At 72.3% G+C, this 23,122-nt stretch carries 16 protein-coding genes and 5 pseudogenes; 10 read left to right on the plus strand and 11 right to left on the minus strand.

Annotation, left to right across the window (positions count from 1 at the left end; genetic code table 11):
• Positions 1-29: 29 nt before the first annotated feature.
• From ACFYXM_RS17390 to ACFYXM_RS17405, 4 genes are read right to left on the minus strand one after another with little or no spacing between them, the layout of a single operon-like run.
• A complete protein-coding gene (locus tag ACFYXM_RS17390; protein WP_389290140.1) occupies positions 30-599 on the minus strand; it encodes an ATP/GTP-binding protein in 570 nt (189 codons plus the stop codon).
• A gap of 6 nt (positions 600-605) precedes the next feature.
• The gene (locus ACFYXM_RS17395) at positions 606-1,010 is read right to left on the minus strand and encodes a DUF742 domain-containing protein (RefSeq protein ID WP_389290142.1); all 405 of its coding nucleotides are present in this window, start codon (positions 1,008-1,010) and stop codon (positions 606-608) included.
• On the minus strand, positions 1,007-1,444 hold the full coding sequence (locus ACFYXM_RS17400) for a roadblock/LC7 domain-containing protein (RefSeq protein WP_362617618.1): 438 nt from the start codon (positions 1,442-1,444) through the stop codon (positions 1,007-1,009). The genes ACFYXM_RS17395 and ACFYXM_RS17400 overlap by 4 nt, the downstream gene beginning before the upstream one ends.
• Positions 1,441-4,527, minus strand: a complete 3,087-nt coding sequence (locus tag ACFYXM_RS17405; RefSeq protein WP_389290144.1) for a nitrate- and nitrite sensing domain-containing protein — start codon at positions 4,525-4,527, stop codon at positions 1,441-1,443. Before ACFYXM_RS17405 ends, ACFYXM_RS17400 begins: the two co-directional genes overlap by 4 nt.
• Positions 4,528-4,870: 343 nt before the next feature.
• Here ACFYXM_RS17405 and ACFYXM_RS17410 point away from each other — a divergent pair, with 343 nt between their 5' ends.
• The 7 genes and pseudogenes from ACFYXM_RS17410 to ACFYXM_RS17440 all read left to right on the plus strand — a co-directional run bounded on the left by ACFYXM_RS17410 (position 4,871) and on the right by ACFYXM_RS17440 (position 12,531).
• A complete protein-coding gene (locus ACFYXM_RS17410) occupies positions 4,871-7,840 on the plus strand; it encodes a Na+/H+ antiporter subunit A (protein ID WP_389290146.1) in 2,970 nt (989 codons plus the stop codon).
• Positions 7,837-8,427, plus strand: a pseudogene (locus tag ACFYXM_RS17415) (Na(+)/H(+) antiporter subunit C); the annotation flags it as partial. The gene ACFYXM_RS17410 and the pseudogene ACFYXM_RS17415, both read left to right, overlap by 4 nt.
• Positions 8,428-8,576: 149 nt before the next feature.
• A complete protein-coding gene (locus ACFYXM_RS17420; protein ID WP_389290275.1) occupies positions 8,577-10,232 on the plus strand; it encodes a Na+/H+ antiporter subunit D in 1,656 nt (551 codons plus the stop codon).
• Positions 10,229-10,849, plus strand: coding sequence for a Na+/H+ antiporter subunit E (locus tag ACFYXM_RS17425; protein ID WP_389290148.1), 621 nt, complete (start codon positions 10,229-10,231; stop codon positions 10,847-10,849). The genes ACFYXM_RS17420 and ACFYXM_RS17425 overlap by 4 nt, the downstream gene beginning before the upstream one ends.
• 79 nt (positions 10,850-10,928) lie before the next feature.
• Positions 10,929-11,282: a monovalent cation/H+ antiporter complex subunit F gene (locus tag ACFYXM_RS17430; RefSeq protein WP_389290150.1), complete on the plus strand. Its 354-nt coding sequence runs from the start codon at positions 10,929-10,931 to the stop codon at positions 11,280-11,282.
• On the plus strand, positions 11,279-11,632 hold the full coding sequence (mnhG, locus tag ACFYXM_RS17435) for a monovalent cation/H(+) antiporter subunit G (protein ID WP_389290152.1): 354 nt from the start codon (positions 11,279-11,281) through the stop codon (positions 11,630-11,632). Before ACFYXM_RS17430 ends, mnhG begins: the two co-directional genes overlap by 4 nt.
• A 2-nt stretch (positions 11,633-11,634) precedes the next feature.
• Complete coding sequence (locus ACFYXM_RS17440) at positions 11,635-12,531, plus strand: hypothetical protein (RefSeq protein WP_389290154.1); 897 nt, start codon at positions 11,635-11,637, stop codon at positions 12,529-12,531.
• Between the two features lie 493 nt (positions 12,532-13,024).
• Here the strand turns inward: ACFYXM_RS17440 and ACFYXM_RS17445 are convergent, their stop codons facing one another.
• The 7 genes and pseudogenes from ACFYXM_RS17445 to ACFYXM_RS17475 all read right to left on the minus strand — a co-directional run.
• Positions 13,025-14,134, minus strand: a complete 1,110-nt coding sequence (locus ACFYXM_RS17445; protein WP_389290277.1) for a ScbA/BarX family gamma-butyrolactone biosynthesis protein — start codon at positions 14,132-14,134, stop codon at positions 13,025-13,027.
• Entirely contained in the window at positions 14,080-14,475 is a 396-nt protein-coding gene (locus ACFYXM_RS17450) for a transposase (protein WP_389290279.1), read from the minus strand. The genes ACFYXM_RS17445 and ACFYXM_RS17450 overlap by 55 nt, the downstream gene beginning before the upstream one ends.
• A 19-nt stretch (positions 14,476-14,494) precedes the next feature.
• A pseudogene (locus tag ACFYXM_RS17455) lies at positions 14,495-15,397 on the minus strand (IS701 family transposase); the annotation flags it as partial.
• A gap of 354 nt (positions 15,398-15,751) precedes the next feature.
• The gene (locus tag ACFYXM_RS17460; RefSeq protein ID WP_389290156.1) at positions 15,752-18,190 is read right to left on the minus strand and encodes a SpoIIE family protein phosphatase; all 2,439 of its coding nucleotides are present in this window, start codon (positions 18,188-18,190) and stop codon (positions 15,752-15,754) included.
• Between the two features lie 420 nt (positions 18,191-18,610).
• Positions 18,611-19,277 (minus strand): annotated as a pseudogene (locus tag ACFYXM_RS17465) (IS110 family transposase); the annotation flags it as partial.
• Positions 19,278-19,279: 2 nt separating this feature from the next.
• A pseudogene (locus ACFYXM_RS17470) lies at positions 19,280-20,023 on the minus strand (transposase); the annotation flags it as partial.
• Positions 20,024-20,332: 309 nt separating this feature from the next.
• A pseudogene (locus ACFYXM_RS17475) lies at positions 20,333-20,665 on the minus strand (transposase domain-containing protein); the annotation flags it as partial.
• A gap of 91 nt (positions 20,666-20,756) precedes the next feature.
• Here ACFYXM_RS17475 and ACFYXM_RS17480 point away from each other — a divergent pair.
• The 3 genes from ACFYXM_RS17480 to ACFYXM_RS17490 all read left to right on the plus strand — a co-directional run bounded on the left by ACFYXM_RS17480 (position 20,757) and on the right by ACFYXM_RS17490 (position 23,079).
• The gene (locus ACFYXM_RS17480) at positions 20,757-21,461 is read left to right on the plus strand and encodes a ScbR family autoregulator-binding transcription factor (RefSeq protein WP_389290158.1); all 705 of its coding nucleotides are present in this window, start codon (positions 20,757-20,759) and stop codon (positions 21,459-21,461) included.
• A 1-nt stretch (position 21,462) separates the two neighbouring features.
• Complete coding sequence (locus tag ACFYXM_RS17485) at positions 21,463-22,218, plus strand: SDR family NAD(P)-dependent oxidoreductase (protein ID WP_389290160.1); 756 nt, start codon at positions 21,463-21,465, stop codon at positions 22,216-22,218.
• Positions 22,219-22,440: 222 nt separating this feature from the next.
• Complete coding sequence (locus tag ACFYXM_RS17490) at positions 22,441-23,079, plus strand: TetR family transcriptional regulator (protein ID WP_389290162.1); 639 nt, start codon at positions 22,441-22,443, stop codon at positions 23,077-23,079.
• Positions 23,080-23,122 lie beyond the last annotated feature (43 nt).

Genomic DNA, 23,122 nt, shown 5'->3' on the forward strand with positions numbered 1-23,122 from the left:
GGAACGAAGGGGGAGGGAGGGGCGGAACGTCAGCCGGTCGCCGCGGACAGACCCATCAGATGGTCCACCAGCGCCAGCAGCACGTCCCGGGAGAACGGCCGCCGGCGGACGTCGCCGATCAGCAGCGGCACCTGCGGATCGAGGTCGAGTGCGGCCCTGATCTCGTCCGGGGTACGGGTGTTGTGGCCGTGGAAGCAGTTGATCGCCACGACGAACGGGATGTTCCGGCTCTCGTAGAAGTCGATCGAGGCGAAACTCGTGTCCAGCCTGCGGGTGTCGGCGATCACCACGCCGCCCAGCGCCCCGTTGACCAGGTCGTTCCACATGAACCAGAAGCGTTCCTGGCCGGGGGTGCCGAAGAGGTAGACCACCAGCTCGGGACTGACCGTGATCCGGCCGAAGTCCAGGGCCACGGTGGTGGTGTTCTTCTCGCCGACGCCGGCCAGGTCGTCGACGCCGACGCTGGCCTGGGTCAGATACTCCTCCGTGCTCAGCGGGGTGACCTCGCTGACGGCACCGACCATGGTGGTCTTGCCGACGCCGAAGCCTCCGGCGATGAGGATCTTGACGGCGGCGGGGGCCGCCTGACTGCTTGTCATGTTGGTTCAGAGTCTCCGGAGTCCGTCACGAACGGCGGCCAGCAGGCCCATGTCGGCGCCGCCGGCCGCCCGCGCCACCGAGAGCGGCGCGCGGGCCGTCAGCAGGCCCTGGGCGACGAGGTCGGCCAGCAGGATCTTGGTCACCGAGACCGGGAGGCCGAGGCCGGACGAGACCTCGGCGACCGCGGACGGCCGACGGCAGCGCTCCAGGATCAGCCGGTGCTCCGGCTGGAGCCGCCCCGGCAGGACCGGCGCACCGTGCTCGTCCCTCGGGTCCTGCGTGGTCGTCAGCACGGTGATGAGGCTGAAGTCGTCGCGCTCGGGAGCGGTCCGGCCCCGGGTGATGGTGTACGGGCGCACCATCGTGCCCGCCCCGTCCTCCCCGGCGTCCTCATCCCAGTACGGGGTCACGCGCGCTGCCCGTCCCCGGTACCGAAGGCGTCGAACTCGCTGCGGGCCGGGGTGGAGAGCTTCTGGCCGACCTGCTGGACGAGGTTGTGCATGGCGAGGGACATGATCTCGGCGTCCACCTCCTGGGAGGCGATCACGGCCAGGTGGGTGCCCTGCGCGGCGGAGATGATGAACAGCCACAGGTCCGCGAGTTCGACGATCACCTGGTGGACGCCGCCGCCGTCGAAGAGCTGGCCGACACCGCGGGCCAGGCTCTGCTGACCGGTGCAGATGGCGGCCAGCCGCTCGGCGTCGGCGCGTTCGATGGTGCGCGAATGGCTCACCACGAGACCGTCGTCGGAGAGCAGGACGGCGTTGCGGGTCTCGGCCACCGAGTCCACCAGGCCGTCGAGCAGCCAGTCGAGGTCCTGATGTGTGGCGGTTGTGCGTGTCATGACCGTTCTTCTCTCGTGGGATGCGGGGTGGCGGGCGGCGCGGGCGGCGGTGTCGCCTCCGCGGTCGCGCGGGCCGCGCGCGAGCGGCGCTGGAAGGCGCCGATCGCCGCTCCGGCCCGGTGCGGGGCCGGTCGCGCCTGCGGGTTCTCGTCCGGGCCCGGGGGCCGGGGCACGGTGTTCCGGGCGGCCGGGGTGACCCGCAGCTCGTCCACCAGGCTGGCCTGTCGCACGCGGCGCGGCAGCGGCGGTTCCGTACCGGGCGCGGGCAGGGCGCCCCCGGCGGGCAGCGCGGGCAGGCCGGAGCCGTTCTCCGCGCGGGCGGCGTCCGGGTCCGGCGGTGCCGGGTGGTCCGGCTCGGACACCGACAGTCGCGCCGGACGGTCGTCACCCGGCCCGGACGGACGGGGCCCGGGGGTCGACAGGCCGACGGCCTCCGCGGGGCCCATGGGATCCGGGTGACCGGACTCGGTACCGGCGGAGTACGGGGCGACGTACGGCTGCTCCGGTCCCCGGTAGGTCCCCGCGGGTGCGGGGTAGGGCGGCGGCAGGTCCACCGGGTACTGCCCGGCGGCCGTCATGTAGGGCTGCTCGTCCGCGCCGTAGGGGGACGGGGGCGGGGCGAACGGACCGGCGGGCGCGGCGGTGTACGCGCCCCCGGTGGGTGCGGGCGCCGCCCCGTACCCCTCAGGCGCGGGGACGCCCGGTGCCGGGTTCGGCGATCCGGTACCGGTGCTCTCCGGGGCCGTGTACAGCGGTTGGTCCGCCGCCGCGTAGGGGTGCTCCTGGGCGCCGCCGGGGTGCGCGGACCCGGACGGCTGTCGGGGCTGTTCGCCGGTCCGGTACGGCTGCTCGGGCTGGTCGTCGTCCCGGTACGGCTGCTGGGCGTAGGGGGCGCCCGCCGCGTTGAGCGCGGTGACGTCGGCCAGCGCACGGCCCTGGACGCGGGTGGGCAGCGGATCCCCGGCGGCCGTCTCCGGCGCCGGTGCCGGTGCGGACGCGGGGGCCGGTGCCGGCGTGGGCGCGGCGGCCGGGGACGGCACGCCCACCGGACCGGAGTTCGGTCCGGGGACGGTGAGCTCGTCGGGGACGAGCAGGACCACACGGGTGCCGCCGTACGCCGACGAGCGGAACTCCACCCGCAGCCCGTGCTGGTCGGCGAGCCGTGCGATCACGTACAGACCGAGCCGGATGTCGTCGGAGTGGGCCAGCACGTCCATCCGGGGAGGCCGGACCATCAGCTCGTTGGCCGCGGCCAGCTGCCCGTCGTCCATGCCCAGGCCCCGGTCCTCGACCTCGATGGCGAGACCGCGGCTCACCTTGGCCGCGCGGACCTCGACCGGGCTCGGCGGCCGGGAGAAGGTGAGCGCGTTCTCGATGAGTTCGGCCAGCACGTGCGTGACCGGGCCGACGGCCCGCTCCGACAGCCAGGGGCTGTCTTCCAGGTCCAGCACCACCCGCCGGTAGTCCTGCACCTCGCCCTGGGCGGAACGCATCACGTCCAGCAGCGGGACCGGCTTGCGCCAGCGCCGGTGCGGGGTGCCGCCCGCGAGGATCACGAGGTTCTCCTCGTACCGGCGCAGACGTGCGGTGAGGTGGTCGAGGTCGAAGAGACCCTCCAGGATCTCGGGGTCCTCGTGCTTGCGTTCCAGGTCGTCCAGCTTCCTGAGCTGCTGGCCGATCAACTGCTGGGTACGGCGGGCGATCCGCTGGAGCAGCTTCTCGAACCCGCGGTGCTGGTCGGCCTGCTTGACGGCCGCCGTCAGCGCACTGGTGCGGGCCAGGTTGAGGGCGTGGCCGAGCCGGGCCAGTTCGTCGCCCTCGCCGCTCCCGGCGTCCTGCTCGATGGCCCGGGCCTCGGCCTCGACGTCGATGCGCTCGCCGCCGGCCAGCCGCTCGACCACGTCGGGCAGCGCCTTCTCCAGTTCCTCGGCCCGTTCCTGGAGGCCGCCGATCCGGCGGCGGAGGTTACGGGTCAGGCGCCAGGTGGTCCAGATGACCGCGATCACGGCGAGCAGGCCGACGGACGTGGTCAGCACCATCCTGAACAGCAGGGACAGCACACTGTTCTTGCCCTCGTCGATCACGGAGGCGGTGCGCTTCTCCAGCAGGTCCACGAGCTGCTCGTTCACCTCGTCCATCGCGCCGCGCCAGGTCTTCTCGTCGGCGTCGACGGCGACGAGGCCGGAGTCACCCGTGCCGGCCGCGCTCAGTACCTGGTTCTCCACCCGCGTCTTGGTCTTCCATGCCGGGGTGTGGGTGAGCTTCTCCCACGCGGCCCGCTCGTCCTTCGACAGGTAGGGCACGACGTGGGTGGAGTACAGCAGCGGCTGGCCCGTGACGACCTCCCGCACCTGGGCGAGGTCCTCGTCGCTGAGCTTCCCCTTCGACCAGCCGCGCGCCAGCAGGGCGTCCGAGCGGGAGATCATCTCCTTGGTCCAGAAGAGGTCGACGAGCGGCTGGGAGATCGTGGTGATCCGGCCGTTGTCGACGTGACTGAGCGCCGCGAACAGCTTGAGGTCCACTGCGATCAGGTCCGAGTAGTAGGCGTACACGGCCTTCTGCTGCCCGGCGCCGCCGTCGTCGACGAGGGCACGCTGGGCGGGCAGTTGACCGATCGCGGTGCGTGCGGCGCGCACGGCGTCACGGACTTCCGCGGGGGCGTCGTCGGCCGCCACGTCGGAGAGTGCCTGAAAGCTCTTGGTGGCCGCGTCGGTCAGCTCGCGCTGCCGTCGCAGCTCGTCCTCGGCGCCCTTGCGGCCGTCCAGCACGTCGGCGCTGAGCCGCCGCTCCTCCTGGAGGTTGTAATACACGATGTTGGACGGCTGACCCGCCTTCTCGGCCAACCGGCCCTGGGCCGCCTGCCGCTGGAAGTCCCACAGGGTCTGGCCACTGGTGACGGCCCAGAGGGCGGCCAGTGCGACTCCCGGAACGATGGCCAGTACGAGAAGGGCCGTCCGCAGCGACATGGTGGTCGATTTGGTCCGCCGTGAGGCGCGCGTGCGCAGGGCGTGCTCCTTGACGATGGTGCCAGCCTCAGGACTGGTCAAATCCGTTGAGAACTTCGACAGATAGATAGTAGTCACATCGCAAAAAATGAAAAGAAAGTGGTCTCACAGGTGCATTACTGATCACGCACAGTGTCACCACATGGTCCGGAAGTGCCCGTTCCATACCGGTTCGGGCGGCAGGGCGGTCGGTCGGGAGTGGGTGCGGCGGTATCCGTGCGCGTCGGGCCGGCAGCGCTCCGGCGGCGTACCCGGACCGGGCCCGGCGGCGGCGGACGCGGTGGGCCGGGACGGGTGCGGCGCGCCGTAGGGGTGAGATGCAGTCAGGGATATATCTGTATTGAGTGGCTTTTGTCCTTGATGCATCGTCCGGTTTCCGGACCTCCGGCCGTGGTGGGCGCGCGGCGCCTTCCGGGGCCGTATGACCGCGCTCATCGTCTGTCACTTCGTGCTCGCCGGCTGCGCACGCCCGCTGGTACGACTCCTGGGCAGGCGTGCCTTCGTCGTGCTCGCGGCGGCACCGGCCGCCGCCACCGTGTGGGCGGCCACGCGGTGGAACGCCACCGCGTCGGGCGACGCGCTCACCTGGACATGGCCGTGGATGCCCGCGTACGGCGTCGGCGCCGATCTGCGGCTCGACGCGCTCGCCGAGCTGATGGTGCTGCTCGCGGCCGGAATCGGCACGCTCGTCCTGCTCTACTGCGCCTCGTACTTCACCGACTCGACCCCGGGCCTGGCGGGCTTCGCGGGAAACCTGCTGGCGTTCGCGGGCGCCATGCTCGGACTGGTCCTCGCCGACGACCTGATGACGCTCTACGTCTTCTGGGAACTGACCACGGTCTTCTCGTACCTGCTGATCGGGTACGACAGCGAGCGCAAGCACAGCCGCCGCTCCGCGCTCCAGGCGCTGGTGGTGACCACGCTCGGCGGCCTCGCGATGTTCGTAGGTTTCCTGATCCTCGGTCAGGTGACCGGCACCTACCGGATCTCCGCCATCCTCGCCGACCCGCCCCCGGCCGACGCCGCCGTCTCGACCGCGGTGGTGCTGATCCTGTGCGGGGCCCTGTCGAAGTCGGCGGTCTGGCCGTTCAGCCTCTGGCTGCCCAACGCCATGGCCGCGCCCACCCCCGTCAGCGCCTATCTGCACGCCGCCGCGATGGTGAAGGCCGGTGTCTACCTGATCGCGCGACTGGCCCCCGCCTTCGCCGACGTCCCGGTCTGGCGGCCGGTGGTGCTGGTGCTCGGCACCGCGACCATGCTGCTCGGCGGCTGGCGGGCGTTGCGCCTGAACGATCTCAAGCTCGTCCTCGCCTACGGCACCGTCAGCCAGCTCGGCTTCCTCACCGTGCTCGCCGGATCCGGCAGCCGCGACACGGCTCTGGCCGCCGCCGCGATGATCCTGGCCCACGCCCTGTTCAAGGCCCCGCTGTTCCTGATCACCGGCATCGTCGACCACGCGGCCGGCACCCGTGACCTGCGCGCCCTGTCCGGCGTCGGCCGGGCGCTGCCACAGGTGTGCGCGGTCGCGGTGGCGGCCGCCGCCTCCATGGCCGCCCTGCCCCCGCTGCTCGGCTTCGCCGCCAAGGAGGCCGCGTTCGACACGCTGCCGCACGGCGACACCGGGCAACGCTGGGTCCTGGCCGCCCTGGTCGTCGGTTCCGCCCTGACCGTCGCGTACACCCTGCGGTTCGTCCGGGGTGCCTTCGCCCGCAAACCCGGGGTCGAGGACACGCCCGTGCACCGGGTCGGTCCGGCGTTCCTCGCGGCGCCCGCGCTCCTCGCGGTGTGCGGGCTGCTGCTCGGGCCCGGTGCCGGACGGGTCGACCGGCTGCTCGGCGCGTACGCGGACGCGTTCCCCGCGCCCGCGCACCCGTACCACCTCGCGCTCTGGCACGGGATGGGGACCGCCGTGCTGCTCTCGACCCTCGCCACGGCGGGCGGAGTGCTGCTCTTCGCGGGACGTGCCACCGTCACCCGGCTCTCCCGGCGGATCGCCTGGCCGACCGCCGACAGCGTCTTCGGCCATCTGCTGCTCGGCCTGGAACGGCTCTCCCTCCAGCTCACCGGCTTCGTCCAGCGCGGCTCGCTCTCCGTCTACCTCGCCACCACCCTGCTGGTGATGCTGGCCGGCCAGCTCGCCGTCCTGGTGTTCGACCAGCCCTGGCGCGGGGCCGCGGCCCCGCGCCTCTGGGACGCCCCGCTGCAGGGCGCCGTCGCCGTGCTGACCTGCGCGGCGGCGCTCCTCTGCCTCACCGTCGGACGCCGGATGAAGGCCGTGGTCCTGGCCGGGCTGACGGGATACGGCGCGGCGCTGCTGTTCGTCGTCGAGGGCGGGCCGGACCTGGCACTCACCCAGTTCTGCGTCGAGACCGTGGCGATGATCGTGTTCGTGCTGGTGCTCCGCCGGATGCCGGTGCGCTTCCAGGAGTCGGTCAGCAGCCGACGGCGGGCCGTGCGCATCCCGGTGGCGCTGGCCGCGGCGGCGACGCTCAGCGTGGTGGTGTGGGTCGCGGCGGCTGCCCGGAGCGCCGCCCCGGCGGGTGCGGCCATGGTCGAGGAGACCGCCCACCACGGGCTCAAGGACGTGGTGGCGACCATCCTGGTGGACCTGCGCGCCTGGGACACGATGGGGGAGTCCGCCGTGCTCGCCGCGGCGGCGATCGGGGTGACGAGCCTGATCTATCTGCACCGCCGTACGGAGGAGCCGTGGCTGAGGGAGGAGGTACGGGGGCGTACCGCCTGGTCGTTGTCCGCGCCCGCGATGACGGGTCTGCCGCGCGGCGACGAGGGCGCACCGGAACGCGGCTGGCTCGCGGCCGGCTCGACGCTCGCCCCCGAGCACCGCTCGATCGTCTTCGAGGTCGTGACGCGGCTGCTGTTCCATCCGGTCCTGGTGCTCTCGGTGTACCTGCTGTTCTGCGCCGAGAACATGCCGGGGGGCGGTTTCGTCGCCGGTCTCGTCGCGGGACTCGCCCTGATCACCCGCTATCTGGCGGGCGGCCGCTTCGAACTCGCCGAGGCCGCCCCGCTGCAACCCGGACTCTTCACCGGCCTCGGGCTGTTCGTCTCCACCGGTGTCGCCCTGCTCGGACTCATCGACGGAACGGTCCTGCACTCCTGGTCCCACCACGGGCGGCTGCCCCTGTTCGGCGAGTACCACCTCGCCACCCCCGTCCTCTTCGACTTCGGGGTCTATCTGCTGGTCCTGGGCGTGGTGCTGGACATCGTGCGCGCGCTCGGCGCCAAGATCGACCGGCAGATCGAGCGGGCGGCGGCCGCCGAAGCGGTCACGGGGGGACCGGAGCAGGGGCCGCGCCCCGGGCCGGGATCCGGCGCCGGACCCGGACCGGGAGGCGGGCGGGAGCCCGGGACGGGAGGTGCCCCCGCATGAGGGTGAGCGCCTCGCTCCTGGCCACCGCCGCGGTGCTGTGCGCGGTCGGCGGCATCCTCATGCTCACCCGGCCCCTGACCCGCATCCTGCTCGGCGCGGTGATCGCGAGCAACGGCATCAACCTGCTCGTCCTCGCCGCGGGCGGACCGGCCGGCCGGGAACCGCTCCTCTACGGCGTCCCCCTGGGACTCGTCACCGACCCGCTGCCGCAGGCCATCGCGCTCACCGCCATCGTCATCACCCTCGCCACCACGGCGTTCCTCCTGGCCATGGCCTACCGCAGCCACCAGTTGAACGGCACGGACGAGGTCCATGACGACGACGAGGACCGGCGGATCGCCCTGCGCGCCGAGGTGCTGGGGGAGCGGGACGAACTGCGTGAACGCTACCGGGCCGCCGCCGACGTCACGGCCGAGGACCGCGAGCGGTACCGCGAGGAGCGCCGCCGGCTGCGCGCCCGGCTGCGCGCCGATCGCGCGCTCCAGGCCCGGGGCCGGTACGCCACCGGGGACCTCTGGCACGACGTCCTGGGCGCGGACCCCGAGGACTACGCGGAAGGCCGGGCCCGCCCCCAGAACCACGCACCGAGCGCGCCCGGCCCGCGCCACGGTCCGCCGGGCGCGTCCGGCCCGCCGGACCGTACGGAACCACCGTCGCGCCCCGAGGGCCCTCCGCAGCCGCCCCGCCCCGACGACACCGACCCGGGAGCCACCGGATGAACGTCCTCGTCCCGCTGATGAACGCACTCGTCCCCCTGCCGGTGCTGCTGCCGCTCTGCGCCACCGGCCTGAGCCTCGCGTTCGGTACCCGGCTCAAACAGGTCCAGCGCCTCGTCAGCGTCGCCGTGCTCACCGTCGTGCTGGCGCTCTCCGTCGCCCTGATGATCGTCACCGATCTGCACGGCCCGCTGGCCGTCCATCTCGGCGACTTCGCACCGCCGATCGGCATCACCCTGGTGGCCGACCGGCTGTCCGGGCTGATGCTGACCGTCTCCTCCGCCATCACGCTCTGCGTGCTCGTCTACTCCATCGGCCAGGGCATGGCCGACCGGGACGAGCAGACGCCCGTGGCGGTCTTCCACCCCGCCTATCTGATCCTGGTCGCCGGGGTCTCCGACACGTTCCTCGCCGGTGACCTCGTCAATCTCTTCGTCGGCTTCGAGATCATGCTCGTCGCGAGCTTCGTCCTGCTCACCCTCGGCGGCACCGGCCCCCGCGTCCGCGCGGGCTCCACCTACGTGATCGTCTCGCTGCTCTCGTCGATGCTGTTCCTCACCGCCATCGCGATGACCTACGCGGCGACCGGCACCGCCAACTTCGCCCAGCTGGCGGGCAGGATCGCCGAACTGCCGACCGGCGTCCAGACCCTGATCCAGGCGATGCTGCTCACCGTCTTCGCCCTCAAGGCCGCCGCCTTCCCGCTCGCCGCATGGCTCCCCGACTCCTATCCGACCGCGCCCGCCCCCGTCACCGCGGTCTTCGCCGGGCTGCTGACCAAGGTCGGCGTCTACTGCATGCTCCGTACGGAGACGCTGCTCTTCCCCGGCAACCGGCTCGGGGACCTGCTGATGGCCGTCGCCCTGGCCTCGATGACCGTGGGCATCCTCGGGGCCGTCGCCCAGACCGACCTGAAGCGGCTCCTCTCCTTCACGCTCATCAGCCACATCGGGTACATGGTCTTCGGCATCGGCCTCGCCACCCGTGACGCGTACGGCGGCGCGATCGTCTACGTCGCCCACCACATCACCGTCCAGACCACGCTGTTCCTGGCGACCGGGCTGATCGAACGCCGGGGCGGTACCACCGAACTCACCCGCATCGGGGGACTGGCCGCGGCCGCGCCCCTGCTCGCCGTGCTCTTCTTCGTCCCCGCCATGAACCTCGCCGGTATTCCGCCGCTGTCCGGGTTCATCGGCAAGCTCGGACTGATGCGGGCCGGTGTCGAGGACGGCGGCGCCTGGGCCTGGCTCCTCGTCATCGGGTCGGCCGTGACCAGCCTGCTCACGCTGTACGTGGTGGCCAAGGTCTGGAACCTGGCGTTCTGGCGGGCGGCGCCCCCGGGACAGGCGGCGTACGGAACCATCCTGGAGTCCGGCTCCGACGAGGGCGACATCGACATCGGTCCGGGTCCCGACCACATCCCCGGCAGCGGCGACGAACCGGTCCCGCACCGCCACGAGCCCGCCGGGCGCGCGGTCGCCGCCACCCTGCACGGACACGCCGTCACCACCACCACACAGCTGCCGCGCCCGATGACGGCGGCCACCGCCGCGGCCGTCGCCCTCGGACTCGCCTTCACCGTGTTCGCCGGGCCGCTGACCTCGTACGCCGACCGCTCGGCCGTCGAACTCCTCGACCGTTCCCCCTACACGGAGGCGGTGTTCGGCCGGTGAAACGCGTCATCGCCCTGTCCTTCCGGCACAAGGGACCGCCGCCCTACCGGGGTTGGTACGCGCGGCGACGCGTGCTGGACCTCCCGCTGATCGCCTGGCTCACCCTGATCTGGGTGCTGCTCTGGTCCGGGCCGAACTGGGCCAACGTGGTCACCGGCGCGGTCGTCGCGATCGCCGTGTGCCTGGCCTTCCCGCTGCCCCGGGTCGACCTCGGGCTCCGCCTGCACCCCTGGGGCATCCTGGTGCTCACCGGCTTTCTGCTCCACGACATGTACACCTCGGGCGTGCGGGTCACCCGGCAGATCTTCGTCGGCCATCCGCACCGGGCCGCGGTCATCGCCGTGCCGCTGCGCTGCCGTTCCGACCTGATGCTCGCGGCCACCGCGGTCGCCGTGTCGAACGTGCCCGGCGGATCGATCGTCGAGGTGCGCCGCGCCACCGCCACCGTCTTCCTGCACGTCCTCGACGCGGACCGGCCCGCCGCGCTGGACGCGGCCCGGCGATCCGTGTGGCGCCTGGAGCGGCTGGTCGTACGGGCCTTCGGCACCCCCGACGAGATCGCCCGGGTGGCCGGACCACCGCCACCCGTCGCCCACCGGGGGAGACACGAGGCGTGAGCAACACCTCGTACGAACAGGGGTACGAACAGGGGGCGGCGCAGGAGGAGGTACGGCGTATGAGGAGGAGGCACGGCGCATGAGTGTTCCGGAGACCCCCGACCGGGTGCTGCTCACCGCCGCCGTGGTCGTGATCGTCATCGCCGGCGCGCTGCTGCTCGCCCGCATCCGGCGAGGTCCTTCCATGCTGGACCGGGCCATCTCGCTGGACGTGGCCGCCGCGCTCATCATCGCGGGCCTCGGTGCGAAATCGGCCTTCGCGCGCGACCCGTTCTACTTCCCGATCATGCTGGTCCTGGCCTTCCTGGGATTCACGGGATCGGTCGGCATCGCCCGCTTCATCGCCGCCCGCGACCGCCCGGTGCCGCGGAACGGAACCGGCACGGCCTCGCACGGCGGCGGACGCGACGGCGTCGAGGGGGAGAGGCGGTGAACGTCTGGGTCCAGGTCCTCGACACGGCCGGTGCGGCACTGGTGTTCACCGGCGCGGCGATCTGCCTGCTCGGCGTGATCGGCATGCTGCGGCTGCCCGACGTGCTCTCCCGCAGCCACGCCGCCACCAAACCGCAGACCCTCGGCATGATCCTGGTCCTCCTCGGAGTCGCCCTGCGACTGCGCAGCGGCGTGGATCTCGCCACCCTGGCGCTGATCGCGTTCTTCCAGCTGATGACCGGACCGGTCGCGGCGCACCTGGTGGCGCGGGCGGCCTACCGTACCGGCCAGATCGACCACAGCGAGCTGCTCTTCGACGAACTCGACGAGCAACTGACCGAGGGGAACTGATCATGCTGCGCGTCACCGACACCCGCACCGGGCGCCTCGTGGAGGTACCCGCCCCACCGCGACGGCTGCTGCGCAGCCGCGTCCACCTGCCCGCCCTCGACGCGGCGACGGACGACGGCACCGGAATCCGGCCGGTCCATCTGCGCGTGCTGCTGATCGGCGACGTACTCGCGCGCGTGGCGGAGCTCCAGGGCCTGCAGGTCGTCACGGCCCTCACCACCACCGCGCCTCCGGCCGACGACCGGTCCCGGGCGCTCGACCGGGTCATGGATGTGCTGGGCATCCATCCGCCCGTCGTCGTGGGAGCACGTCATCCGGACGCCGCGCTCGGCGGACCCGCCGATGTCCACGTGACCGCCCGGGGCGAGGGTCCGGCCGATGCCACGAGCGGGGTCCGGATCGAGGTGGGGCCGGTCACCACGGTCCCGTCGGGCGAGGACACCCCGCCGGACGGCCCCCGTTCCCCGGACGGCCCGGCCCCGGCCGGAGCCGAGGCCGCCGCGCCGACCACGCCCGATGACCCCACCGTGCCGGGCACGGCCACCGCGGGCGCACCGGACGCGGCCGATCCGCTCGCCCTGCGCCTGCTCCTGCTCGGGTTCCCCTACGCCTCGCCGGTGACGGTCACCGGCGAGGCCCTGGCCACCGCCCGGCATACCCTGAGCGAGTGGCGCCGACAGGTGGCCGGCTGGGCACGCGAGCCGTCCGCGCCGATCCCCGCCGAACTGCTGCGCCGCTCGCACGAGGCGCTCGTCGACGACCTCGGTGTCCACGCCGTCCTTGACCTGCTGGCCGACGCGGCGGCCCGGGGCGACGTGCGGTCCGGCGCCAAGTTCGAGACCTTCGCCCATCTCGACCGCGTCCTCGGCCTGGACCTCGCCCGCGACATCGGGCGCTGACCAGCCGTCGGGGCACGTCCGTGCCGCCGGGCCCGACCGGCCGACGTGTGTGATTCCCGTGAGCCGTGTACGAGGCCGGCGCCCGGCTGGGCGCGAGCCTTTCCGAGGGCTCGGTGCTTCCATGAGCCGGGCTCGTCGACGGGGGGCGGGCCGCCTCGCGCACGGGGCGCGGCGGGTGTCCGTCCCCTCGGACGTCGGCGACGGCCGAGGGGAGCACGCCCACCAGTGCCGGCGCCGACAGGGGCGGGAGCCGTGCGGCGGCGTCCGGGGGCGGAGCGCGACCGCGATCAGGCAGTGGGTGACAGGGGCGGGGGCCGCCCGTCCGCCGACCGGTGGACCGGTCGCGGTGGGCACCGGGTACGGCCCGCCGGCTCCCGCGGTCCGTCCCGCGCCCCTGCGCCGATGCGGCGGCGGGGTCCCGCTCCCGACGCGGGCCGGGGTGATCCCGCCGGGCCGCGGAACGCGTCGGGTCCGCCTCGGAGCCGGGCGGCCGTCAGGGAGGATCGAGCAGGACGGTGCACGTGAACCGGCGTACGGCTCCCTGCCGGGCGGTCACCCGGACCGCACGTCGGGCCGCCGCGCCGTCCGCCGTCCCGGCACCGGACTCGGACTCGATCCAGCAAGGCGCGTCCAGCTCGGCATAGCGGTGGAACGAGGCGTCCAGGCCGACCACGACCATCGGCGTCGGGGCGAGGGCGGCGTGCGCCGCCTGGCGGGCGCCCTCCAGCAGCAGCATCCCGGGGATGTGGTCGACGGGGTGGTCGAAGAGCACCGGATGGGTCAGGTCCACGCGCAGCCGGCTGCGGGCCGGGGAGCCGGCCGGGGACAGGACGACATCGGCGGGCCTGTCGCGGGCGACGTCGGCGGGGGCCATGGGCGGGGCGGGGGGAACGGCGCCGGCGAGTGCGGCGTCCAGGTTCCCGTAACGGCCGCGCAGCCGGGCGTAGACGGCCGGAGGGTGGTTGTGGAAGCCCAGTTCGGCGCGGCCGATCGTCCGCCCGCCGCGGACCATTCGTACCCGCATGGACAGCGACACCAGTCGTCCGGCGCGCCGGACGATGTCCCCGCAGTTGATGCGGAGTTCCACCTCGGGACGGTCGGCGGTCGCCGCCAGGGCGGCCATGTCGGCAGTGCAGCGGAAGTAGTCCCAGGACTGCCTGTGCCCGAAGGGCACGTCGTACGCGGCGTGGCTGAGCAGCGGCACCGCCTGCCGTACGGACTCGGCGACCAGCAGCGGATCGTAGCCGCCGTGCACCGGGCGGTAGAAGCGATGGCGCGTCGGCCAGCGGGCGACGACACGGAAGGTGTCGGGGCCCGAGCGCCGGTAGGCGGCGAGCAGGACTTCGGACTCGTCGGTCTTGTGCACGTAGACACCCGGTACGCGGTCGACGGGGCCGGGTGCCCGGCCCGGGCCGTCGACCACCGGAGCGTCGTTGCTCACATGGACCTCCCCGAGGCGGGCGCGGGTCTGACCTTGCCGGGCGTGAAGTGGCTCGATGTCATGGGCGCAACCTATAGACAACTCGCTCTGCCGCGCCGTGAGTTCGGTCAAGAACCCGGTGCCGCGAACGCCCTGCGGCAGCCCGGATTCCTCCTTGTGCACCGCTCTTGGTGCTCCAGTGTGGTTTCGTGAGCCATCCAGCAGGTTCGGTGGCAAACCGCCTTTGGTAGTGGCTGCGTTGGGCTGTTGCCCGGTGGCGTCGGCGCCAGTTGGACCAGTGCAGCAGCCTGGCTGCCGGCAGGGCTGGTGGGTTGAAGACGGCTGCGAGCAGATGGCGGGTATCCCGGCCGCCCGGCGGCGTTCGGGATAGCCGCACCAGGACTGCTCGGCAGGTAGAGGCGGCGGTCGATCAGGGCCCGTCCCCGGCTGGAGGCGTAGGCGAGGAAGGCGCCGACCTGGGAGTTTTCGATGCGCCCGGCGGTGCCCGTGTACTGGCGCCGCACGCCCGCCGAGGCACGGCCCTTCTTCGATCGTCCACCGGCGGCCGGCCACGGCCAGGAGGGTGTTCAGGGTCGTGTCTTCGGGTGCGAAGCACACGTAGTAGGCGGTCTCGGTGGGGTCGGTGATGCTGCGGCGGGTCAGGACCCAGTGCTCCACACCTTCCTCGCGCCATGGACGGATCGGGGCCCGGGCCCAGTCGTAGACGCGCTCGCCATGGGCTCCCCGCCCGCACGAACGCCGCTTCCACGCCTGCCGTGGCAGGCCGGCGATCAGTTCGTCCACGGGTTGGTCCATGCGTGAGGCGGTGACGACGGTGTCGGTGCGGCGGGTCGCCAGCACATGGAACACCCCACGCTGCTCCAGCCAGTACCGCAGCCCCTTGACCTGCCCATATGCCTCGTCGGCGGTCAGCCACGCGAACGGCACCCGGGCAGCGCGCGCCCGCTCGATCATCGCCTTGGCATGTTCGATCTTCGTGGCGAAGGCGACCTCGTCGGGGATTGCGGCGGCGCGGCAGCGTTCACGGTCGTCGGTCCAGGACGCGGGCAGATACAGCTCCCGGTCGATCAGCGTGTGTCCGGCATCGCAGGCATGGGCCAGAAACGTGCCGACCTGACTGTTCTCGACCCGGCCCGCCGTACCGGTGTACTGGCGCTGGACCCCGGCCGAGCGAACGCCCTTCTTCAAAAACCCTGTGTCGTCCACGACCAGAACGGCCTGCCGGTCGCCGAGACGCTCGACAACGAACTCCCGCACGTCGTCACGGACTTCGTCCGCATCCCAGTCGCACGTATTGAGTAATCGCTGCAAGCGGTCCGGCCGGTCGTGCCCCGCACGCTCGGCAACCTTCCACGCGTTCTTCCGCTCCAGCGACGACACCAGCCCACGCAGGTAGGCCAGCGCCGACTCCCGGGGCTCGGCGCGGCGGCGTCCTCGTGCCCTGGCCGTTCTTGGCGTCCTCGGCCGGGGTGACGGGGAGGTCGGCGCGTGCTTCGCACCAGTTGCACCAGTCCCGAAATCGGGCGGAAACCGGCGCGGGCTGACCGCGCGCAGCCGCATGGCCTGTTGACGCTGCCCCGCCCCCTGCCAGCGCATGCCGAGGACGCCGGGTCGGAGCGCCGGGCCTGTGCTGCGGAAGGTCGAGGACGTTCTCAAGAGCGGTGATCCGTTCGGCGGCTTCGGCGCCGGTGGTGGCGCGGGGGCTCGGGTGGTGCATCGCGGCGGGCGGATCGACGGCCGTGGTCACGGGCGGTTCGCCACCGTGTGAGAGACCGGCGGTCAGACCGACGGCCCTGAGGCCATTGCTACGTTCTGTTCGGCCCAGATGGTCTTGCCGTGCGGGGTGGGGCGAGTACCCCAGTGTCCGGTGAGCTGTGCGACCAGGAGGAGGCCGCGGCCGTTCTCGTCGAGGGCCCGGGCGCGGCGCATGTGGGGGGCGGTGCTGCTGGCGTCGGAGACTTCGCAGATGAGGGTGTGGTCGTGGAACAGCAGCCTCAGCTGGATGGGAGGGTGCCCGTAGCGGATGGCGTTGGTGACGAGTTCGCTGACCACCAGCTCGGTGGTGAAGACGGCCTCGTCCAGTCCCCAGGCGGCCAGCTGGTCCGCGGCGTGCTGCCGGGCCGAGGCGACGGCGGAGGGCTCGGCGGGGATGTCCCAGCCGGCGACCTGGCCCGGTCCCAGGGCACGGGTACGGGCGAGGAGCAGGGCGATGTCGTCGTCGGACTGGGGCGGCAGCAGCGCGTCGAGAACGGTGTCGCAGACCTCGTCCAGCGAAGGAGCCGTCCGGGAGACGGCCGCGCGCAGGGTGTCGATCCGCTCGTCGATGTCGTGGTTGCGGGACTCGACGAGGCCGTCGGTGTAGAAGGCGAGGAGGCTGCCTTCGGGCAGTTCGACCTCGGCGGTCTCGAACGGCAGGCTGCCCAGGCCCAGTGGCGGGCCGATGGGCATCTCAAGGAGTTCCGCTGTGCCGCCCGGCGGTACGACGACGGGCATGGGGTGGCCCGCGCTGGACAGGGTGCACCGGCGCGAGACCGGATCGTAGACCGCGTACATGCAGGTGGCGCCGACGTCCCCGACGGTTTCGGCGTCGTCCTCCGCGCTCAGCCGGACGACGAGGTCGTCGAGGTGGGTGAGCAGTTCGTCGGGCGGCAGGTCGATGTCGGCCAGGGTCCGCACCGCGGTACGCAGCCGGCCCATGGTCACGGACGCATGGAGACCGTGGCCCACGACGTCTCCGACGACCAGGGCCACCCGGGCGCCGGAGAGCGGGATCACGTCGAACCAATCTCCGCCCACTCCGACCGAGCCCCCGGCAGGCAGGTAGCGGAAGGCGACATCGACAGCCGCGTGCTCGGGGGGCTCGCGCGGCAGCAGGCTGCGTTGCAGAGTGACGGAGGTCGTGCGCTCCCGTGTGAAGCGGCGCGCGTTGTCGATACAGACGGCCGCCCTCGCCGTGATCTCCTCGGCCAGCAGTATGTCGTCCTGCTCGAAGGGCTCCGGGTGCCGGTGGCGGCTGAAGAATGCCACACCGAGCGTGATGCCGCGGGCACGAATCGGCGCGACCATCACCGAGTGCACCCCCCGTTCGCGCATCATCGCCGCCCACGCGGGGTCATAGGCGGCCCACCGGGCCATGAGCGGGTCGGTCGTGTCGTACGCGGAGGGCCGGCCCGTGGAGAGGCACTGGGCCGGAGGCGAGAAATCCGGGTAGGTGACCATGTACTCCCTCCGTGCCAGGGCTTTGACGGCCCCGGCGCACTGCACGGCGGTGCGGCGCATGCTGACAGGGCCGGTCAGCGGGCCCGGGCGCGGCTCGCCGCCGCCGTGGAGGAACGGGAGCAGGTCGACCGTCGCGCAGTCCGCGAGCCGGGGAACGGCCACGTCGACCAGCTCCTGGGCGGTGCGGGCCACGTCCAGGGTCCTGCCGATGCGGGTGCCGGCCTCATTGATCAACAGCAGCCGCTGCCGGGCCCAGTACCGCTTGGTCATGTCACGCGCGGTGAAACACACCCCGTTCATCCGATGGGAACTGTCCACCACCGGGGCGACGCAGATCGACCAGGCGTGCTCACGGCTCTCTCCTGGTACGCGCAGGTAGTTTTCCAGATAGACCCGTCGGCCGGTCTCCAGCACACGGCGCATGGCCCTCTCGTTCTTCTCCGCGTCCGGGTGCGGAACGATCTCCGACAGGCGCAGCCCGCGCATCTCGTCGTCTGTCATGGCGACCGCGCGCTCCATTTCCGCGTTCGCACGCACCGACCGCAAGTCGGTGTCGTAGATCGCCAGAATGTACGGGGACTGGACGAACACCCGCTCCAACAGCACGTGCTCCCCGAAGGTGCACGCCTCGCGCGCTGGGGCGCAGACCACGAACCACTCGACAGCCCCGCCGTCAGTCATTCCGCGGTGCGCGAGCAGTCCCACCTCGACGCGGTCACCGTCGCGGTGCCGCAGCGCCACCCTTCCGTTCCAGCCGGACCCGTCTGCGTTCCGGCCGGGCCCGTCGGCTCCGCACCGCTGAACCGCACCGCTGACGTCCTCCGCCAGCAGCCCCGCCGCAGGTCGCCCCACGACCTCGTCGGACCGGTAACCGAGCAGGAGCAGAGCACCTTCGCTCCACCCCGTCACGATGCCGCGATCATCGATCGTGGCCGTAGCGGTGAAGACGCCGCCGAGGTCATCGGGCTTATCGCCGGGGGTGGCGGAGGGACGATTCATCGAGGCTCATCCCCTCTCGACGAGACCGCGGCACGGCAGAGTGTCCGGTTGCCGAGCACCTCTCCGCTCCGGACCCGGCAGCGCGAACCCTGTGCTCGCCCGTTGTCGTCTCCGCCGAGTGAGGTCGGCCGAGGGCCGGGCGGACGCGCCACACGGAACCAGCATATTGCTCCGACGGCCGGGCCGAAGGGTCGGCATGGTGCGATCGAAGTCGGCAGGGTGCGTTCAAAGGACGTGCCAGGACGCAAGGGGGGTGCCCCTATGTTTCGTCAACCCCGGCGGGGTGGTTCATGGGGGTTGGGCATGGTTTTCGGGAACGTCCCGCGAAGCGGGATGTTCCCGGCGGATCGGGTGCCTGATGGGCAGCCCGGTGGCCGGCAGGGCGGGGTGGCCGTGCCGGTGCGCGGGCGTGGTGGGACCGGGCACGATCAGCGCGGACGCCTCGGTGCCGGGAACGACGAGGGTCTGCTCGGCGAGTGCGTCGAAGATCTCGGCGGTGAGGTGGTGCGCCTTGCGCGAGCCGTGCGCCTTGAGCAGGGCCTCGCAGCGGGCCCGGCCGAGTCCTCTCAGTCCGGCCGGGGAACCGTGCCGGGACAGGAGGTCTGGACGTAGGGGCAGGCCAGGCGCGGGCCGAGCACACGCTCGAGGGAGGGATGAATCTGGGAGGGCAGGCCGCGCAGCCTGTTGGTGGTGCGGTTGACCTCGCCGGCCAGGTCGTTGTCGTAGCCGGTGAGCATGGCCAGTTCGGCCAGCGTCTCGTCGTCGCGGTCCACCGCGCGCAGGGTGTGCGGCATGGACCGGGCGGTTTCGGCGATCACGAACGCGTCGCGGGCGTCGGTCTTGGCCCACCCGGGTGCAGGTCGGCGGCCCGTCGCATCGACAGTCCGGGCAGGTAAGCGACCCGGCAGCCCGCCGCGCGGGCCACCGTCGGCGGCAGTGCGCCGATGTTGGCGACCTGGTCCACGACCACAAGGACGGTGCCGAACTTCGCCACCAGCCCGGTGAACAGCTCCATCAGTCTTGGTTCGGTGTTGGGCAGCCGCTTGTCGTGCAGGGTTCTGCCGTCCCTGGTCCGGCCGTGGGCATGCCCACCAGGGCCAGGTCCTGGCGACCCATCGCCTGCTCGACGAGCGGGAGTTGACGCATCTGCCCAAGGCGGAGGGTCGCGTGCGGGCGCTCTACCTCGGCGTCGATACAGCGCTGGCGGCCGGCGCGCTTGAGCACCGCCTTCAGCTGGGCGCGGGTGAGTCGGGCGGCCTGGTCCGGGGACGGTGCGGTGGTCAGCAGGGTGCGGGCCGGCGGCGCGGTGAGGCTGCCGGTGATCGGCTGGGCGGCGGCGAGGTAGCCGGCGAAGTACTCGCGCAGGTGGGAACGGAGCTTGTTGCCGGCCCGGGGGCGGTCCCGGACGGCGTCCTGCTGGGCGCGGGCCAGGACAGCGACGGCCCGGGCGAGCTCGCTGTCGGCCGGCAGCGCGCGGTGGGCGTCGGCATCGGTGCGCAGGATGTTCGCCGGCACCATCGCGTCGAGGTGGTGGGACTTCTTCCGTGCCACTGTGTGGCGCTCGCGGTAGCGGGTGGCGGCCGTCGGGTTGACAGCGTAGACGGGGCGGCCGGTGGACCGCAGGCAGGCGACCAACAGGCCGCGGGAGGTCTCGATCGCCAGCGGTATCTGCTCGTCGGGGCTGTCGCCGTGCTCGGCCAGCAGGTCGAGCGGCTGCTGCAGGCCGGCCGCGTCGTCGCCGATCCGGGCCCGCCCGAGGAGCTTGCCGTCACTGTCGACCACGGCGACGTCGTGGTGGTCGCTGGCCCAGTCGATCCCGCAGAACACCTTCATCAGCCCCGGCCGCAGAGACACCAGGACCGTCCGGGCCAGGGTCTGCTCTCCGGCGCGCAGAGCATCGATCGCAGCGCCGAAGACGGCGTGGATGCCGCACTCCACCAGACCGGCCATGCGCAACTGCGGGCAGCCGACGTTCTGTTCACCCCTGCCGGAGCGAGGCGGACGGCCGAAGGCGTCCACGTTCGCCTTCGTGTCAGGCAGGTCGAACGTGGTGCCGTCGATCGCGGCCAGCCGCCAGCCGCGGTAGAAGGCGCCCTGAGTGGCCGGTGTGGCAACCGGACAGCACACCCGCGCGAACAACAGCCGCAGCGGCGCCACACCCAACCGGGACCTGGCCTTCCAGACCGCCGCCGAACTCGGCACCACCCACGACGCACGCCAGCGCCGCGCACCCCGCAAACCCGCGGTCGGCAGCCGGGCGACCTCCTCATGGCCCTGCCCCGAGAACAGGCACATCGCCAACACGAAGTAGACCACCAACCGGGCCGGCAACAGCCGGGTCCGCTGCTGCACCCGGCCCGTCTCCGCCAACACCTCATCCACAAGCGACTGAGGAAACGTCTGCGTCAACACCCCGACCGCGACCCGATCCGACAGCCGCTCACCAGATGACTTCAGCTGACCCGCTCTTGGCATGCCAACAGCAGCGACCAAATCGTCCTTAAGTTACCGGTATTGAGGTTAGGATAAGAAGGGACGTTTCATTTGAAGTGGAGAGGGGTGGCCGATGGGTCGGCCACGACAAGAGCGGGCCGTGCGGACGCGCGAAGCGCTCCTGCGGGCTGCGGCCGAGGCGTTCGACCAGCACGGCTACGCCGGTTCGAGCATCAACCAGATCCTCGGAGCGGCCGGGGTGACGGCGGGGGCGCTCTACTTCCACTTCAGCTCCAAGAAGGAACTGGCGCGGGCCGTGATGAACGCGCAGCCGGACACGATCCTGCCGCTGCTCGCATCGGAGGGGATGCAGCGACTGGTCGACATCACCATGGTCTGGGCGCAGCAGTTGCAGGTCGACGTGCTTCTGCGGGCCGGGGTACGGCTGACCGGTGAACAGGAGTCGTTCGGCATGCGGGACGCCAACCCCTACCGGGAGTGGGTGCGCATCATGGAGGACTGCCTGCGGGTGGCCCGGGACAAGGGCGAGCTGCAGCCCGGTGTGGAGCCGCGCGAACTCGCCGAACTCGTTGTCGAGTCCTGCACCGGCATGCAGATGTACGCGGCGGTGGAGAACGGCCGGGCAGACCTTCCCGAGCGAGTGGTGCGGATGTGGCGGCTCGTCCTGCCCGGTGTCGCCGTGCCGTCGGTGATCGCCCGCACGGAGGTGAGCCCCGCCCGGGTGCGCCCGCTGATGGAGACGATCGCCGCCGACCGGCGCGCCGACGCGGGCCCCGGCTCTCCGGGGGGCGCGGACGACCCGGGCCGGGGGGACTGAGATGCTGAACGGCAAGGTCGCCATGGTCACGGGAGCGTCCAGCGGGATCGGTGCCGCGGCCGCGCGCCTGTTCGCCCGGGAGGGAGCGGCGGTGGTGCTGATGGCCCGTCGGCGGGAGCCCCTGGCGCGGATCGAGGAGGAGATCCGTAACGCCGGAGGCCGGGCTCTCGCCGTCCCGGGTGACGTGACGGTCCCGCAGGACGTGGAGCGCGCCGTGTCGATGGCCGTGGACACCTTCGGCACGCTGAACGTCGCGTTCAACAACGCCGGGTTCGCCACCGCCGGCACCCCGCTGCACGAGATCGACGACGAGGTGTACGCCCGGACGATGGACGTCAACGTGCGCGGAGTGTGGAACTGCCTGCGGCACCAGATCCCGGTGATGCTTGCCTCCGGCCGCGGCGGGTCGGTGGTCAACACCTCCAGCGTGGCCGGTGTGCGCGCCACCAGTGCCTCCGCCGCGTACATCGCCGCGAAGCACGCCGTGATCGGGCTGACCAGGGCCGCCGCGCAGGACTACGGGCACCGGGGCATCCGTGTCAACGCCCTGGTCGTGGGCAGCACGAGAACGGAGATGATGGACGAACTGATCTCCCGCTCGCCCCACTTGGAGGAACGCTTCCGGTCGCACACGCTGCGCGGGCGCATCGCGTCGGCCCAGGAGGTGGCCCAGGCCGCGGCCTGGCTCTGCAGCGACCGGGCGTCGTTCGTCACGGGGATCGCGATGCCCGTGGACGGCGGCCGGACCGCGGTCTGACACCGCGCACCCGGGCGCGCACGGCGGAGGGGGCGGTCCCCGAGGGAGGGCCGCCCCCTCCGCCGTGGGGGAGCCCGCTCGTTCCGGTACCGGGGTATTGGGTCCGCCCGGCTCTGGAAAAATATAACGAGCGTTTGGTTTGCTTCTGCTGCTGCCCGGCCGGACCTCCGATGGCTCGCCCGTCGCTGTCCCGCGGCGTGCCGGCCCACTGGAAGGGGTGACATGGGGACCGAGAAGAAATCCGATCGCACCCGGAGGCGGTTGATCCGGGCCGCGGCGGTCGAGATCGACCGGAACGGCTACGAGCGCGCCACGCTCGCCCGGATCTGCCGACTGGCCGATGTGTCCATGGGGGCTCTGACCTTTCACTTCGCCTCCAAGAGCGAGCTGGCGGACGCCGTTCGGGCCGATGCCCGCGCGCTCGTGGACGCCCGGACGGAACAGATGGCGAACGACCCGTCGCCGGCCCTGGGCTCCGTCGTCGGCCTGACCGTGGGGCTCGCTCGTCTGCTGGAGGGCGAGGCGGTGGTGCGTTCCGCGGCGCGTCTGGCCCGGGACGATCCCCGTGGCGCCGTCGACTGGACGGCTGTGTGGATCCCCGTGGTGCGCGAGCTTCTCCTCGGGGCCGCCCGCGAGGGGGAGCTGCGGCCGGGCGTGGATCCGGACACGGTGGTCGCGCTGGCCGCCTGCCTGCTGACCGGGGCGGAGGCCCTTGCCCGGACGCCGGACGGAACCGCGCCCACCGGGGTCGTCGACCAGCTCGAATCCATGTGGCGGGTGGTGCTGGGCGGCGTTGCCCGTGCGTCGGGTGAATCGGGTGGCCGGCGGCCTGGCTCCGCCCGCTCCGGTCACCGATCCTGAGCGGACCTGCTCGACCGCTGCAGGCCGGCGCCACTGGAGGCCC

The sequence above is a fragment of the Streptomyces sp. NPDC002476 genome, assembly GCF_042889785.1.
In the GTDB taxonomy this organism is placed as follows: domain Bacteria; phylum Actinomycetota; class Actinomycetes; order Streptomycetales; family Streptomycetaceae; genus Streptomyces.

Excerpts from the sequence above, each read along its gene's own strand:
- ACFYXM_RS17390 (WP_389290140.1), bottom strand. The coding sequence starts at position 599 with ATGACAAGCAGTCAGGCGGCCCCCGCCGCCGTCAAGATCCTCATCGCC.
- ACFYXM_RS17400 (WP_362617618.1), bottom strand. The coding sequence starts at position 1,444 with ATGACACGCACAACCGCCACACATCAGGACCTCGACTGGCTGCTCGAC.
- ACFYXM_RS17410 (WP_389290146.1), top strand. The coding sequence starts at position 4,871 with ATGACCGCGCTCATCGTCTGTCACTTCGTGCTCGCCGGCTGCGCACGC.
- ACFYXM_RS17420 (WP_389290275.1), top strand. The coding sequence starts at position 8,577 with ATGAACGCACTCGTCCCCCTGCCGGTGCTGCTGCCGCTCTGCGCCACC.
- ACFYXM_RS17430 (WP_389290150.1), top strand. The coding sequence starts at position 10,929 with ATGAGTGTTCCGGAGACCCCCGACCGGGTGCTGCTCACCGCCGCCGTG.
- ACFYXM_RS17440 (WP_389290154.1), top strand. The coding sequence starts at position 11,635 with ATGCTGCGCGTCACCGACACCCGCACCGGGCGCCTCGTGGAGGTACCC.
- ACFYXM_RS17460 (WP_389290156.1), bottom strand. The coding sequence starts at position 18,190 with ATGAATCGTCCCTCCGCCACCCCCGGCGATAAGCCCGATGACCTCGGC.
- ACFYXM_RS17480 (WP_389290158.1), top strand. The coding sequence starts at position 20,757 with ATGGGTCGGCCACGACAAGAGCGGGCCGTGCGGACGCGCGAAGCGCTC.
- ACFYXM_RS17485 (WP_389290160.1), top strand. The coding sequence starts at position 21,463 with ATGCTGAACGGCAAGGTCGCCATGGTCACGGGAGCGTCCAGCGGGATC.
- ACFYXM_RS17490 (WP_389290162.1), top strand. The coding sequence starts at position 22,441 with ATGGGGACCGAGAAGAAATCCGATCGCACCCGGAGGCGGTTGATCCGG.